The sequence below is a fragment of the Jeotgalibaca dankookensis genome, assembly GCF_002005405.1.
Classification (GTDB): Bacteria; Bacillota; Bacilli; order Lactobacillales; family Aerococcaceae; genus Jeotgalibaca; species Jeotgalibaca dankookensis.
Genome location: NZ_CP019728.1, coordinates 277435 through 293487, shown reverse-complemented (window position 1 = coordinate 293487; position 16053 = coordinate 277435). Strand labels below are relative to the sequence as shown.

Sequence of the window (16053 nt, the reverse complement as noted above, 5' to 3'; positions counted from 1 at the left end):
TTTAGGAGGAATTAAAATGAACAAGGAATGGCAAGAAGCAAGCGTGGAGTTGTACTTTAATGATTTCGAAAATGAAAAAGAAGTGAAGCAGAACTTTCCCAACTTAAAAGCAGATGCAAGTCCTGAAACAATCGGCGCCTTTCAACAAGCCGTAGCAGGTTTAGTCACCTACCCTGCTTCTCATGCACTAGTCGTTGAAAAATATCGTCTTGTCCAAGCTTAATTAAAAAAGGAGGAATAAAAAATGGATACAACATTGACACTTGAATTAAAGTTTAGAGCAGCAGATGGTAAAAATAAAAACTTAATTATTCGTAACCCTACCGAAGGATTAACAAGTGCAGAAATTAAACCGGTTATGCAAAAAATTATCGGCTTAGATGCCTTTGCAGTAAAAGGAACGAACCCTTACAGCCTCATCGATTCAGCGCGTTATGTAAAACGTACAACAACCGATTTATTCAACTCAGAAATATAAGCAGATTTATAAGCCGGGAGTTAATCCCGGCTTTTTCTATAGGGAGGTTTTACTATGAAGATTGATAAACAGCTACTAGGGATTAAACAGTTGCCACTTGCTTCTAAACGCTACATTATTGCTCACGAATCTGGTAACCCTAATAATGTGGGTCCCAATAGTTTAAATAACGAACTTCAATATATGAAAAGCAATTGGCAAAATGCTTACGTTTCTCATTGGGTTGGTGGAGGCGGACGGATTGTCCAAATTGCACAGACCGGGCTGGTCCAATGGGGAGCGGGTCCACGTGCCAATCCTTATGCCTACGCACAAGTTGAATTAGCTCGAACCAATGACAAAGCAACTTTTAAAAAGGATTATGCTGCTTATGTCTGGCTCCTACGTTTTCTGGCTGATCAAGCTGGCCTACCCAAAACTCTGAATACGAGTGGCGATGGTATTAAAACACATCATTGGGTCAGCCAACAGTTAGGTGGTACGGATCATACGGATCCCGATGACTACTTGAAATCTTGGGGAATCTCAATGGTGCAATTCAAAAAAGACATCCAAGCTGTTTTACCTTACCAACACCAAGTCGTTAAAGGAGACACCTTATGGGGTTTGAGCCGGACCTATCATACAACGGTTAGTGAATTGAAACGCCTTAATCATTTAAAGACTGATTTAATTATTATCGGTCAAAAGTTAACGATTAAATAAAATAAAGCCTCTTGATGTCGGAAATTATCGACGTCAAGAGGTTTATTTAATAGATATTAACTTGGTAATTCATATAGCCAAATTCATCCAAAATGAATTTCCGAAATTGCCGTTCTTGGATAGTGGGTGGAAAATCAACTATTTTTTCGCAAAAACCAATACAGGCCATATAAAAATGTGTCGCTTCGCGCGCACTTTCAAAAACATATTCCTCTGCTAAGTAATCACTATAAAGGAAGTGCTGGACTACTATATTTCCTTCTTCCATAAATTCCATTCCCATAAATGCATTGGTATACATTTTGTCACCTCACGTGCTTATTTAATTCTTCAACTAATTTAAAAACAGTTGTCGAGGGATTATCTTTAGCCGGAGAATTTGAATGTCGACTATACAATATCTTAGCATTTTCAATGGCTCGTGCTTGTTTATTTAGTAATATCCCATACATATTAGGCATATTCTTTCTGTACTGCTTGTGCATTCGCTTGGATAACATAGGACCAAATTGATAGCGACTCAATGGTTGCGTAAATAATTCATAGTGTAATAAATACCACAATTCGAAGGCCTCATTACTATAAGCAGCCCGATAACCTTCATCATGACGAGATTCTAAATAAGCAATCGCATTATTAAAAGATACGGCTGAAAAAGAATCTTTATCAAAAACAATCCAAATTTCATCGAATTCATCTTGACGGTCTTCTAATAAATTTTCCGCATAATGAACTAAAGATAAGGTACCCCGGCCTGCTCCGCGCACCTCTATACGAGCTGATAAAACAGGAAAGCTTCTGAAGTAATTGGGTTCCGTTCGCGTCCCTTCACACACAATTAAAAATGTTTTTTCAGGCTGACGAGTTGCAACTTCACGTTTGTATTTTCGCTTGGTCCGTCTAGGTTTAGGTTTGGCCATCATCAGCCCACCAATCTGCAGGGGGGAGATAAGGAACGGCTCCGTATTTACCATTTAAGTAGTTTTGATAAAAAGCATAACTATTTTTCCGCTCGCTATCATCAAATTTAAAAGCAACCAGAGACTCCAAATGACTATTTCCTTCGCGATCTTTTTCAACAAACCAGACTTGATCGCGGCGGAATAGCTCACTGCGTAAGTTCGAGATATCATGGGTTGAAAATACGAGCTGGGCTCCTTTTTTATTCGCTTTTCCTCGAAAGAGTTCGAGAATGTAGCGTGTCATCAAGGTATGAAAACTTTGATCCATCTCATCAACCATGAGTAAACTTCCTTTTTCCAGTGCTTCAATAATGGGTCCAGCTAGAGCTAGAAGTTTGACGGTTCCAGTTGATTCAACATCTTGAAAAAGAAATCCTTCTCGAATGGGCACGACGCTTCCGTCCAGCAAGCGTTTTTGCTTAATCACATAAAAGGCATCATCAAAATGTCCTTCTTCATTCATTTCTTGGCGGATTTCGATATCATAAATGGAAGGGTCAGCTATTTGGATGAGAGACAATAAGTGCTCTTTATTTTTTTTAAGCTGGAACTTCGTTTTAGAAATGGTAAGTTCATTTTTTTGTGGTTGTAAGATAATATGCATATTGTGGAACCACTTTTTAATAAGAGGCATTTGAAGGAGTTGCTCTGTCATCCACAAACGTTGTGGCTGTGGTCCGCTTGTTAAACGATGGAAAATTGTTTCTGGTTTATTTGCATTCTTTTCGATATATAAGTACTCCTCGGTTATCTCTTTTCGACTTGCAAAGAAACCATAACGATACAAACTTTCTCCGCACAGAAAACTGATTTCTAACAGGGTTTCTTTCAACTCAGACTGTGCATCCAAATGGAATGGCTTAATTTTAGCGAACCACTCTGCTTCTTGGCCGGGCTCAATAAATAAGCCTTCTTGAATCACAGCAATCGCTTTTAGAAGATTACTTTTCCCACTGGCATTGGCTCCATAAATCGTTGATACTTTATTCAACGGAAAGATATTCGTTTCTTCAAGAGTGTGTGGGTGCTCAGGAATATGCGTCCCAATCATAGAAAATGTTATTTCATCTCGAAATGAATAAAAATTATCCACCACCAACTCAACTAGCATACTAATCCCCCCTCTTCTCGCAATTAGTATAGCAAAAAAAGGCCGAGAAAACATTCTCGACCTCATGAGGAAAGCTTCTACTTGATACTTTTAGCTTAAACAGTCAAGTAGGACTAGTTGTTTCTGATTCTACTTGACTCTTATCAGGGAAAGTATCAAGTAAAACTAATTTCGGCTTACCCTACTTGCTTTTTAAGCTATGAAGACTTTGTTTCGAAACCATTTCGCCACACCATTTGTACAGTTTATGAATATACGGCCGAGAATCTGGGAATAAAAGTAGTAATTCTTGTTCAGACCGTCTCACTGCGTGCGCTTTAGATTCTGTTTCTAAACATTTAGGACAGCACAAAAATTTATGACTCTTTTCGGTCATTAAAATTCGACACGTTGAACACAAAATACCCGGTTGCACTGATTCAGTCGAATAAGGGACCTGCAACCGGTAAGGATTTTCATCTGTATGTTGAGCTAGTATTTTTTTGGCAATCTGCTCTTCCCATTTGGTTATCGGACCGGATGAGTGGCGGATTTTATTAAAGTAGTCTGGAATTTGTTGCGGCAAAATAATTGGCAAATTTGCATCCATCCCGTAGAGAACAATTTCAGGATTAATAAAAACCAGACGTGCCTCAACAGGCAGTCTAATCCCATGACTCTCCAGCATATTGATAAAAATTTTTCGAGCACGCTTTAATTGATCAAGAGGATCATTATGTAAACTCTCAAACCCATCCCGATTAAGCGTATAAGTTTTACTCCAATTTTTAATATCCAGAAGGTAAATTTTTTGTTCACTGATAAAAATTGAATCGATTTGGCAAAGTTGCTGTCGGGCTAGAATGAAATCATTAATCCGAATGACATAATCATCCAACTCTTCTGCCATGCAGTCAAATTGACATTCCCCTGCATAACCGAGACGCATTTGATGGAGTTGACGTGTATAATCTGCATTCAATGTCATGCGCCCTTCTAAAGACTCCAATTTTCTCATCTCAATCGGTCGTTCACGTTTTTTTAATAGCATAAAATCCCCCCATCTATAGATATGCGTTTTCTCTGGAAAATCTTTTTTTAATATCAAAAAACCAAGCCAAATCTCTTAAAAATGAAGAGTTTGGCTTGATTTTAATTAGATAAAAAAGAACCTAGTGAAGCAGCTAGATGTTTGAAAAAAGCAGCTACAACCAGACTAATAATAGCAACTGAATCTGTTACGGGCCGGAAATTTGTTTGACTATTATCATCAAAGTAAACCGTCTGGATCGTAATCTCTTCAATTTCAATATTACTCAAGACAGCAGCAATCAGCATGTTCATTTCGTACTCAAACTCTTCTCCTTTTAAAGCAACAAACTTTTCTACAATCGGCTTGGGAATCCCCCGCAAACCTGTTTGGGTATCGGCAATTTTTTTACCATAGAGCACTCTAAAAATGAACGAAATGGCTTTATTTCCAAAAGAACTCTTTTGTGGGACCCCATTTTGGTTGAAATTTCGAGACCCTAAGTAAAGTTTGGAAGGATCCGCCAACATAGCATCTCTTATTTTAATAACATCCTCAACCTGGTGCTGCCCGTCGGAATCAACGGTTATGATACCAGCATATTGCCCATTATTTTTCATAGTCAAAAAATGATTGAGCGCATTTTTCAAGCCTCTCCCTTTTCCCAAATTGACAGCGTGACTCAAAATAGATACTTGTGGCTGACGAGCTAGCTCCTCAAAAACAGCCTCATACTCCGGCCCACTACCATCATTCACTATAAGGATCGATTCGAATCCATGCGCAATTAATTTATTAACATATGCTATAAAATGTTCATCAGGTTTTAGAGTAGGTATAACAACAAGCACCTTATCCATCTTATTCCCCCAAATTAAAAATTATTTCTTATCTTTATCCGTCTCTTTTAAAATATAAATGGGTCTTTTTTTTGTTTCTAAAAAGGTCTGACCGAGATACTTCCCAACAATCCCCAAGCTTAATAATTGTAAGCCACCCATGCCGAGAATCATAACCATTAAGGAGGTCCAACCTTCTGTAGCGTTTCCAAATATTAAGGTTCGAACTGCAAAAAAGATGGCTAGAATAATAGCAACAATAAATGAAGCGAATCCCACCCAAGAAGCAATTGCTAAAGGAACATCACTGAAAGCTACAATCCCATCTAGTGAATATTTGAATAGACCCCAAAAAGACCAAGAAGTTTTGCCAGCGGGCCGTTCGACATTTCGATACTCAATGTATTTGGTATCAAAACCTACCCAAGTAAAAATACCTTTAGAAAAACGGTTATATTCCGTCATTTCTAAAATAGCATCTACCATTTGCCGGGACATCAACCGGTAGTCTCGTGCCCCATCCACAATGTAGTTATCAGAAATTCGGTTGATGACTTTATAAAAGCTAGCCGCAAAAAACGAGCGAATCCGTGGCTCACCATTGCGATTAACGCGCTTGGTTCCCACACAATCCCACTGTTCACTTTTTAAAGTTTTATACATTACCGGTAACAATTCAGGCGGGTCTTGCAAATCAACGTCCATAACGGCTACATAGTCCCCCGTTGCATGCTGCAAACCTGCAAACATTGCGGCTTCTTTCCCAAAATTACGTGAAAAGGATAAATAGCGAACACGCTCATCGGCTTCTGATAATTGACGCAAAACGTCCAGCGTCTCATCTACGGATCCATCGTTTACAAAAATCAGTTCAAAGTCCACGATTTGAGTCGCTGCCATAATATCGGCCATTTTATTATAAAAGAGCGGTACCATTTCTTCTTCATTAAAACATGGAATGATAATTGATATTAAATCATTCTCCAACCCCATCAGCTCCCGTAAAATACTTATAAGCTTATATTAGCATATAAAAAAAGATACAACCTTTATTAGGTTGTATCTTCATCTATTTATTTTTTTACAAACGTATTTTGTGTACTACCCGGTGCTGGGTGACCTTTTCGGACAAGCTTGATTTCAATGCCTTCTAAACGTTTGGCTAAACCTTCTGTTCCCGCTGACTGACCATTTTTGGCCCAGCCTAACCAACCATAGGTCTGTGCGTGAACGCGGTAGTAAACATCATAGAATTTAGCCATTTCACTGGTTAATTGAATTTCAATGGCCTCAAGGCGTAAAGCTTTTCCTTGTGTGCCGCTCAGTTGCCAATCTTCTTTCCATTCTTGCCAACCTACTTTTTCAATATGTGTCCGGTACTGAATGCTACCTGTTAATGATTGTGTATGTACATTCATTAGAATACCTTCTAGACGTAAACCTTTACCAGAAGTTCCACTCATAGCACCATTGGAAACCGTATTTTGCCAGCCGACTTTTTCTACGTGAGTTGAGTAATTTACTTTTGGATCGCTGTAGACAAAATTACGAGTTGTCTTACCGGGAGCTGCTTTTCCTTTTTCAACAAGAACCACTTCAATTCCTTCTAAACGCAGAGCAAGTCCTTCGGTTCCAGCTGACTCACCATTTTTAGCCCAGTCTAGCCAGCCAAAACTTTGCGCGTGGACGCGGTAGTAAACATCGTATTTTTTAGCGACTTCACCATTTAATCGGATTCGAATGGCTTCGAGACGTTTCGCTTTTCCTTCAGTCCCGTTCATTTGCCCGTTTTCTGACCAATCCATCCAACCATAACTTTGGACATGGGTTTGATAATGAATCGAACCACTGACATTTTTATTTAAAAGTTCTAAGGTAATGGCTTCTAATCGTTTAGCTGAACCAACCGTACCACTTAATTGTCCATCCGCTACCTTTTTTTGCCATCCAAAACTTTCCACATGGGTTTGGTAAGCAACAGATAAGTCTCCTACAACTGGCGCTTTAACCTCAACCTCTAACTTAGCTTCCTTATCACCAACAGTAGTGGTAATCATGGCTTTTCCTGCACCAATTGCTGTTACGGTTCCATCTTGACTCACAGATAGAATTTTTTCGTTTGATGATTTCCAAACTGCCTTTTGGTTCGTTCCAGTACCCTCTGGACTATAGACAAGTGTTAATTTATGCGTTTGTCCTTTATCTAACGCCAATGATTTTTCTTTAAAAGTAATGGTCTCTAATGAAGCAGAAACTGATACCTTTACCTGAGCAGTTTTTCCTCCTGCTGACACGGTAATTTCAGCTTGTCCGGCCTTTAAAGCGGTCAGCTTTCCAGTTTCATCGACCGAAACAATACTTGGTTGGCTACTTGACCACTCCAGTGTATATTCGGGAGCATCCTGTAAATCTAGCTCATACTCTAATTGATAAGTCTCATTTGGTTTCAAAGTGACTTCTCTAGGTATTACCGTCATTCCCATCACTTGTGGATCCAGCACTTCAACTTTACGAGTCGCAGTCGTACTCATGCCTAGAGAGTTTTCAACAAAGTAGACCACTTCGTAAACGCCACGTTGTGTCATATCAACAGTTGAGCTTTGAACAGTAATAGCATCGGTAATTTCGCCGTCAATTTCGTCGCTTGCTGACACACCGGTCATTTCGTCAAACACGGTATTGATAAGAATTGTTTGATCAGGCTCCGTCACTGTTAAAACTGGAACTTGCCCATAAGAAAAACTTCCACCACTCAAGTCCATCCCATTTGCTGCTTCTGCATCTAAACTGCTATTTTGAAAAATAGTTTGATTTGCTTCAGTATCCATAATTTCAATGGATTGAACTTTCCAAGTTCCTTTTTCAAATTCCTCAGTCATCAACCAAGTAAATTCATAGCGATTGTTTTCAGGGTTTAAGCGCAGCTCAATTGCCTGAACCGTTTGTGTCACTGGTGTGAGATAGTTTAACGAAACACTTTCCACTGCTTCGTTCCCAGACAGACTGAGACTAATCGTTACTTCCTCGCCTTCCTTAAGGACGACTTTGTCTACTTGCAATTCTTCGACTGCCAAAAGCGGCGTGTCAATTTCTTCCTCAACCACTATTTCCTCGTCACCAATAGTTGTTGTAGCGGATACAACTGTTGGCATAACAACATTTTGTAATAATAGTAATGCCAGTAATAACCTTGCCTTCTTCATATTTTTTACCTCTTTCTCTTGCTCACTTTTTTACACTGTCATAAGTATACCCTAGGGTTAAAAATAAAAAAAGGCGTAACTTGTATTAAGTTACGTCTTCCTCTATTAATAAAAACCTAGTTCTTTACTATAATTCTTACCAGTGGTCATGTCATACATAATTAAGTCATACTCAGCCAGAGCATCTTGAGTTGTTTTTTCCAAGTCTGCACGCACATATTTTTCTTCTGAATTACGCTCAAGGTAAATACCTTTTTCAAATGCCGGTAAGACAGTTTCTAAGCTTTCTAATAAAGCGATATAGGGCGTAACTGGGGCATTTGCAATTTCTAAAATATGATTCATAAAATAGATTGGACTAATTGTCTCAACATCACGATCTTCACGAGTAAAATTAGTATAAAAGAGTAGAGGGGTTTGGTGCATGCGAACAGGTCCGTTCAGTTCGTAGAGTTCTTCCCCATAAAAACCTGGTAAATGATCTCCCCAAAAGACAACGATTGTTTTCTCTTCTAACTGGTCAATTTCTTGTAAAAACGCTTCGAGTTCACGGTCACTATACTGCAGACCTTTGGCATAATGAGCCACCTCTTTATTGTAAGGCGCCCCTTCAACGTTAAATTCCACTTCATTATATTTATTAACATGTGGTTTATGATTATGCATGGTTACCAGATGAACAAAGTCCATTGTATCCGTCTGATCAATTTTATCTAACACTTCTTGATATGCAGATGCATCCGAAATAAAATTATTCCCATCAATTCGTTCAGAGTAAGTTAAATCATCTTCAAAAAGAAAAGAGTCAAAACCGAGTGCTTGATAGTTTTCCAATCGTTTATACATACTTGAGTTGTAAGGATGAATAGCTGTTAATGTATGCCCATTTCTTCCCATCAAATCAACAATACTTGGAAAGTCTTGCATTTTATCACTTAATTGTATAAATGGTGTCGTTACATTTGCCGACAGGGGTTCAAGCGAAACACCCGTTAAAGCTTCGAATTCAATATTAGCAGTTCCACCACCATATCCTTGCGACAAAATCATACCACTCCTGTATTGAGCTTCTATCGTTCGATAGATAGGAATAGGGTCTTTTGAAATAGACATTCCCTCTATCCGTGTAGGATCAGAGAACGTTTCATTCATAATATAAATAAGATTATAATCACTTAGTTCATTCAGGCGTTCCTTGTTTAAAACATCCGCTTGCTCTCGATATTTTTCGTAAAGCGCAGTAATCTTTTCCTTACTATAGTTTTCTGGTTTATCTACAGCAGGTGACTTGAAATTGTACATTAACCCAGAAACCACTCCATTTTCATTGTAATTTTTCTCTTGGCTATAAGCGATCCAGCTCGTATAACGATTGAAAACCGCTCTCACCTTATTACCTGGTTGATTGAACTGATAGACGTAGAACAAGGCAAAAGTCGTCAAAAAAACTCCTACCAAGCGCCCGATCCTTATAGCTTTGGAGCGTTCAATTTTGCTTTTATTTTTTATCGCTAAATAAATACCAATAATAACTAAAGCGACGATAACAAAAAAAGCAATCATTATAGGTAAACCGACCATTTCTAAAAGAAACTGAAAATCTTTAAGAAAGTAGACATCAGATGGATAAACCGGTTCTCCCCGAAAAAACATTTTTTGCTGGGTAGCCACACCTAAAAAGCTAACAGCTACTAAAAATAGCAATGAAGTAACGCTCAAAGAAGTTGTTATTAAGTAGAGCCATAAAAAAATCAAAAAAACGATACTAGCTTGCAGTAAACTCAAACGTGTATGAAGATCAAAAAAAGTAAAAGCTTTTTCCCAGTCATATTGAAAATGAAAAAGTTGAAGCACAAATACCGAACTGAGCGATATTAATGCGCCAACCCCTATTACACATAATATTTTCTTTAATTGTTTATTTATAACCAAATTTATTCAAACCTTTCTAAACCTAAACATCCCTATTATTCTGGCATATTACTTACATTTAGTCAATAAATGATTGACTTTGGTCTAATTCAACTACTTGTCCTTTGGGTACTAACATGATTTCAATTGCTTCAAGCCGTTTAGCTAATCCTTGTGTTCCTGCCGGCTGTCCATTTTTGGCCCAACTCAACCAGCCATACTTTTGGGCATGAACGCGATAGTAAATATCAAAGTGATCTGCTACTGGTCCAGTCAAATTAATTTTAATCGCTTCTAACCGCCGGGATAGTCCAGAAGTACCACTTACAGCATTGTCAGAAACCGGTGCTTGCCAACCTATTTTTTGAATATGAGTGGAATAAGAAATTCCTCCTCCATAATTCCGTGCATCTAAAGAAATTTTAATCGCTTCTAATCGGAGTACTCGTCCTGTAGTCCCACTTAGTTCGTACTCATTGCGGTAACCTTGCCAACCTACTTTTTGGACATGAGCTTCATATTGAAGAGTAGGTTTAGATTGAGCAACAGAAAAGGCTGCATTTGATAAATCACGCGTGTTACCATAATCAGCTAAATTGTTAAAAACGGAAGCTGTGACATTTCCAGCAGCGTCAATCGCATGGATAGAGTCAATAACCCATCTACCTGGATTGCGTTCTTCAGTTATTTCAAGACTTCTTTCATAAGTAGTTGAATAATCAAAATTCGTTAAATAAACTTCTTCATAATAGCCGTATACAGGGTCAACATATTCAATAAATATTAATTCACCTTCCCGAATTTCATCAAGTTCAACTGTAATAGTTACGTAGTCACCAACTGAAACTTCTTGATGAGAAACAGACAATGCATTAATTTGTAATACTGGGAGTTCACTAGCAGCAACCGTATGAGGGACAGTGACGAGTGACAAAATAACGAGTAATAAAACAGACCATGTTTTTCTCATAATTTTCTCCTCCATATCTCAATATTAAATCGACCAATCAGCTACCCCTCCATTCCTTGTAAGCGTTTTCTTAATTTTATTATACTACTTTTGACTACTATATACAATTTCCACTTATAAAAAAACTCTTCCATTATAACGGAAGAGTTTAATCTAATATTTATTTATAGAAATAGTTTTTTTGGGTACCAGGAGCAGAACGTCCTTTTTTAACAAGACGAATTTCTACTGCTTCTAGTCTACGTGAGAGGTTTTCTGAGCCTGAAGGCTGTCCATTCTTAGCCCAACCCGTCCAACCATACGTCTGGATATGTGTACGATAATAAACGTCGAACTCCTGAGCCATCGCCCCTGTCAAGCTTACTTTGATAGCCTCTAAACGTTTACCTTCACCAACTGTTCCAGAGACCATATTATCTGAAACAGTCGGTAACCAGCCATAAGTTTGGGCATAAGTTTGATAAGAAAGACCACCAGAATAAGGTTGAGATGATAGATTTACAGTTAAAGCTTCTAATCGACGCGCCTTGCCAATCGTTCCTGATAAGCGACCATTTTTAACTGTGTCAATCCAACCGCTATATTGAAGTTGCGAGGCGTAATGAATGCTTGGCTCTTGGTAAGTACGGAAAGATGTTCCTGACATACTGACAGGTGCATCACCCTTTCCAGTCACCATTACTTCTAAACTTTGAATTTTCTTAGCATACCCTTCTGTCCCTGCTGGCTGTCCATTTTTAGCCCAGCCAGACCAGCCAATAGTGTCCGAGTAGACACGATAATAAATATTGTAATTTTGAGCTTCGCTACCTGTTAAGTTTAATTTAATCGCTTCGAGACGTCTCGAAAATCCTTGGTTTCCAGCAGACCGGCCTTCTTTAATATTATTAATCCAACCACGTTTTTCAATATGTGCATCGAAACTAATTTCGACATTTTTTAACTCAGGAAGACGGAAACGGAAATCTTCTACTCTTAAATCATCTCCCACATTTCCTAATAAGAGGTGGCTACCTTTTTTAGATAACCAGCCTTTCTTTTGAACATGGTATTCCGCGTTTAAAACAGGTTCTTTTATAATCACTGCAGCATCATGCTCATAAAGTTGATAACTTTCAATAATGGCAATGAGCTTATTTGCATAACCTGGATCGGTTGCGTAACCCGCATTTAACAAAGCCTGAGCTGCTTTCCGGTAATCCTTTTCTCCAACTACATGCTTATAGTTTTCTTTCCGCCATTCGGTCCCAGTAAAAAAAGCACCATGGTCTTTAATACTGCCTAACCAACTATCGTATTTTCTAAAACCAGCAACTGTTTCATACCAGTAACCATCTTTGATAAGTTTACCAGAAGAATCGTAAACAGGTGCTGAATATTCGCCAGTCACCACGTTATAGACAGGCCCTTTCCAGTCGTTGGATGCCTTAATACCAAACAAGTTATTGGCATTCACGGTTAAACCGCTCAATCCCCATGCCGATTCCAAGGCTCCCTGAGCGATGGTAATGGATGGCAGGACGCCTGATGTTTTACTATCTTCAATCGCATATGGAACAATTTTGTTTAAAAAGTTATCTACATGTCCAATACCAGTAGATGAAGAAAAACGTGAGAAAAGACTAATTTGCATCATTTCTGAATTCTTCCCTTGTAAATCTTCCTCCATTAACTCCATTGCTAAAGCATGAATTTCTTCACGGTTATATTCTTCCAAGCCTTTTGTTTCGTCGACTTCTTCCTCAACAGGCTCTTCACTCTCTTGTGATTCTACTTCTGATTGAGGTTCTTCTACAGTTTCTGTGCTCTCTGAAACGGCTTCTTCCGTTTCAATTGGTGTAGACTCTTCTTCTACTTCTATTAATTCTTCACTACTCTCTTCTACTTCAACAATTTCTTCTTGAACCGATTCTTCACTCTCTTCTTGAGAAGATGATTCAGATTCAACTTCTTCTTCAACTGGTTTACTCTCAATGACTTCCACTGACTCTACTTGCTCAGCCGGTTCAAGTTCGATTGCAAATATAGACGAAACCGAACTAAATAATAGATTCGTGACCATCAAGAGTGTGAAAATGGAATAACGATTACCTTTATTTTTCTTCATTTGTAGTTAAAACCTCCAATCAATTTTTAATAGGTTTTGAAATAAGCATTAACGCCTTCTAATAAGGCTTTTGACAAAGTATGTTGATATTTATCAGTTAGCAATCTTTGCACTTCATCATAGTTACTCATATAGCCGAATTCTAGTAGGATCGATGGCAGTGCAGTTTCTCTTAGGACTGCAAAGGTTTCACGGCGTACACCACGGTCTGTTGCCCCTGTATGATTGATTAAGTTACTGTGAACCGCTTTTGCTAAAGCAGCACTCTTAAGTAATCGATCAGGGTTATTATGCATCGCTTGATTAATAACCGGTTGATAATTCGGGTCATACTCGTAGTAATAAGTTTCAATTCCATTTACATAGGAGTTGCCAGGCATCGCATTATTATGCAAGCTAATAAAAATTTCTGCACCTGAGTTATTAGCCATTTCTGAACGTTCTGACCGGATATCCATGTAAGTATCATCAGTTCGAGACATAATAACGGTATAACCTGCTTTTTCTAAATCTTTTTGCATTTTTTTCCCCATTCGTAAATTTAAATCTTTTTCTTTAATTCCATAATATTGTGCACCAGAATCTGATCCGCCATGTCCGACGTCAAGAAAAACAACGCGTTTTGTTACTGGTACTGGTTTTATAAATGCTTCTTTTTTGTTACCACTTGGAGCTGGTAATCCTTTTTCGACTAATTGTACTTGAAGGCTTTCTAAACGTTTTGCTACCCCTTCTGTTCCTGCTGGTTCTCCGTTTTTAGCCCAACCTAGCCAGCCATAACTTTCTGCATGAACACGGTAATAAACGTCATAGTAGTCCGCAATTTCGCCTGTTAAATTAATTTTAACTGCTTCCAAACGTTTACTTCGACCCGTTGTTCCACTTAGCGAACCATTAGAAACAGGATTTAACCATCCATAACTTTGTACATGGGTTTCATATGAAATATCACCTGAATACTTGTCATGGTTTAAGTTTATTTTTAACCCTTCCATTCGTAATGAGCGACCTTCTGTTCCACTCACCTGACCATCTGTCACATCAGCTAACCAGCCTAGGCTTTGTACATGACTACTATAGGTAACAGAGGATTTATCTTTATATTTAAAGGATTCATCACCACGATTTACATACTGCCATTTTGGGACTACTTTTACTTCATAAGCTTCTAACCTGTAATCATAGCCTTCTGTTCCAGCACTTTCACCATTTTTAGCCCAGCCTAACCAACCTATTTTTTGAGCATGGACACGGTAATAAATATCAAATAACTGTGCATTTTTACCAGTTAAATTCAATTTAATTGCTTCAATTTGTTGACCATTAGAGGACAAACCATCTACCCAGCCACCTTTTTTAGCATATATAGACTGGCTGACTTGTAAACCAGACTGCGAAGGAATAGAAACTTCAATAGCCTGGATTGCCTTTTTTTTACCAACACTACCACTCAAAACGCCGTTTGAAACGTACGGTTGCCAACCTTGTCCTTTAATATCAGAACGATAAGTGACAATTGGCTGTTCAACAAAATAATTGCTTGTATCAGTTGGTTTATTTGTACCTTTATAAAGTAATTTAACTTCAATCGCTTCTACACGTCGTCCTAAACCCGCAGTTCCAGCAGGCTCATCATTTTTTGCCCAATCAAGCCAGCCAAATTTTTCTACATGGACGCGATAATAGATATCATACTTACTCGCTTGTACACCATTTAACTTAATCTTAATTGCTTCTAAACGTTTACCGCTGCCTACAGTACCACTGATTTGGTTGTTGGAAACATATTTAGTCCAACCCTTGGATTGAATATGTGTAGCATAGCTTATTTCTAGACCTTTTATACCTGCTATATTTAACTTGATAGCTTCCAGTCTTTTTTTCTGTCCAGAAGTTCCAGCCATCTCCCCATTTTTTACTGCTGGCATCCATCCATGAGATTCTACATGGGTTTGGTATGTTAGCGTAGGTTTTGTGACAGCTACTTTACTCATTGAAAAAGTAGTCACTTCAGAATTTGATGCTTTTTCCTCTTCTTCTGATGACTCCACGTCAGCAATTGGCTCTTCTTCAGAACTTATCTCATTTTGTCCTTCTTCAATTATTTCGGAACTTTCTTCTTGTGACTCTTCTATTTCTAAATCAGGTTCTTCTTCTCCTACTGTGTTGAGTTTTTGGTATTCCTCTTCAGAAATAATTGTACCTGTGGCATCTAGATATTGAAACGTTTCAACCCATTCTAAAATAGTCCCAAATTCATCTATAATAGCGATTTGCTCTTTAGAAGATAAATTTTCATTTACTTCTACTGGAATAAAGGTTTCAACTTTTTGCTCGGAAACCACTGTAGAAAAAATAAAAGTTTTGCTATTTTCAGCTGCTAAGTCAATCTCAGCGTCATCTACTAGCTTGTATATTTTTCGTTCTTTATTTACCGGTATTTCAATTTGCTCACCCGAAACTTCAGCAAGAATTGTATCTTCCTTCTCATCTTTCCAACTAAATAGAAGAAGTTCTAAGTCCTCTGTTAATGAAACCGTTTGCTTACTACCATCATATTTCAGTTGGTAATAAGTATTTGATAGGGTTTCAACCTCTTCTACCAATTCACTTTTTATTTCCTCTTCATTACTCATATGCGTATCCATTACTGGTAATGAAACATTTGAGCCTAAAACAAGTGCACTCATGAAAGTGACTAATATTTTCCACTGCATGTGAGCCTTTCCCCTCCAATTGATCATATAATCACAACAGG

14 protein-coding genes are annotated in these 16053 nt (G+C 38.2%); 3 read left to right on the top strand and 11 right to left on the bottom strand.

Translation table 11 applies throughout. The annotated features are described in order from the left end of the window. Positions 1 to 16 precede the first annotated feature (16 nt). From BW727_RS01390 to BW727_RS01380, 3 genes are read left to right on the top strand one after another with little or no spacing between them, the layout of a single operon-like run. Positions 17 to 223: a DUF1659 domain-containing protein gene (locus tag BW727_RS01390; RefSeq protein ID WP_062468128.1), complete on the top strand. Its 207-nt coding sequence runs from the start codon at positions 17 to 19 to the stop codon at positions 221 to 223. A 21-nt stretch (positions 224 to 244) separates the two neighbouring features. Next, the gene (locus BW727_RS01385) at positions 245 to 478 is read left to right on the top strand and encodes a DUF2922 domain-containing protein (RefSeq protein WP_062468126.1); all 234 of its coding nucleotides are present in this window, start codon (positions 245 to 247) and stop codon (positions 476 to 478) included. 54 nt (positions 479 to 532) lie between these two features. Beyond that, the gene (locus BW727_RS01380) at positions 533 to 1183 is read left to right on the top strand and encodes a LysM peptidoglycan-binding domain-containing protein (RefSeq protein WP_062468124.1); all 651 of its coding nucleotides are present in this window, start codon (positions 533 to 535) and stop codon (positions 1181 to 1183) included. A gap of 46 nt (positions 1184 to 1229) precedes the next feature. Here the strand turns inward: BW727_RS01380 and BW727_RS01375 are convergent, their stop codons facing one another. The 11 genes from BW727_RS01375 to BW727_RS01325 form a co-directional block, all read right to left on the bottom strand. Next, complete coding sequence (locus BW727_RS01375; RefSeq protein WP_062468122.1) at positions 1230 to 1484, bottom strand: hypothetical protein; 255 nt, start codon at positions 1482 to 1484, stop codon at positions 1230 to 1232. 4 nt (positions 1485 to 1488) lie between these two features. Next, on the bottom strand, positions 1489 to 2103 hold the full coding sequence (locus tag BW727_RS01370; protein WP_062468120.1) for an RloB family protein: 615 nt from the start codon (positions 2101 to 2103) through the stop codon (positions 1489 to 1491). Further along, positions 2090 to 3256 carry an AAA family ATPase gene (locus tag BW727_RS01365; RefSeq protein WP_062468118.1) on the bottom strand — a complete coding sequence of 389 codons (1167 nt, stop codon included), beginning with the start codon at positions 3254 to 3256 and terminating at the stop codon, positions 2090 to 2092. Before BW727_RS01365 ends, BW727_RS01370 begins: the two co-directional genes overlap by 14 nt. 181 nt (positions 3257 to 3437) lie before the next feature. Then, positions 3438 to 4286 carry a nuclease-related domain-containing protein gene (locus tag BW727_RS01360; protein WP_062468116.1) on the bottom strand — a complete coding sequence of 283 codons (849 nt, stop codon included), beginning with the start codon at positions 4284 to 4286 and terminating at the stop codon, positions 3438 to 3440. Positions 4287 to 4387: 101 nt separating this feature from the next. Then, on the bottom strand, positions 4388 to 5125 hold the full coding sequence (locus BW727_RS01355; RefSeq protein WP_062468113.1) for a glycosyltransferase family 2 protein: 738 nt from the start codon (positions 5123 to 5125) through the stop codon (positions 4388 to 4390). A gap of 21 nt (positions 5126 to 5146) precedes the next feature. Then, positions 5147 to 6097 carry a glycosyltransferase family 2 protein gene (locus BW727_RS01350; protein ID WP_174446764.1) on the bottom strand — a complete coding sequence of 317 codons (951 nt, stop codon included), beginning with the start codon at positions 6095 to 6097 and terminating at the stop codon, positions 5147 to 5149. Positions 6098 to 6177: 80 nt separating this feature from the next. Then, a complete protein-coding gene (locus BW727_RS10860; protein ID WP_062468109.1) occupies positions 6178 to 8307 on the bottom strand; it encodes an Ig-like domain-containing protein in 2130 nt (709 codons plus the stop codon). A 105-nt stretch (positions 8308 to 8412) separates the two neighbouring features. Next, entirely contained in the window at positions 8413 to 10239 is a 1827-nt protein-coding gene (locus BW727_RS01340; RefSeq protein WP_149025705.1) for an LTA synthase family protein, read from the bottom strand. A 58-nt stretch (positions 10240 to 10297) separates the two neighbouring features. Then, entirely contained in the window at positions 10298 to 11188 is an 891-nt protein-coding gene (locus tag BW727_RS01335; RefSeq protein ID WP_062468105.1) for an Ig domain-containing protein, read from the bottom strand. A 160-nt stretch (positions 11189 to 11348) separates the two neighbouring features. Further along, the gene (locus tag BW727_RS01330) at positions 11349 to 13295 is read right to left on the bottom strand and encodes a glucosaminidase domain-containing protein (protein WP_062468103.1); all 1947 of its coding nucleotides are present in this window, start codon (positions 13293 to 13295) and stop codon (positions 11349 to 11351) included. A 26-nt stretch (positions 13296 to 13321) separates the two neighbouring features. Continuing rightward, entirely contained in the window at positions 13322 to 16012 is a 2691-nt protein-coding gene (locus tag BW727_RS01325) for an N-acetylmuramoyl-L-alanine amidase (RefSeq protein WP_062468101.1), read from the bottom strand. Positions 16013 to 16053: the final 41 nt, after the last annotated feature.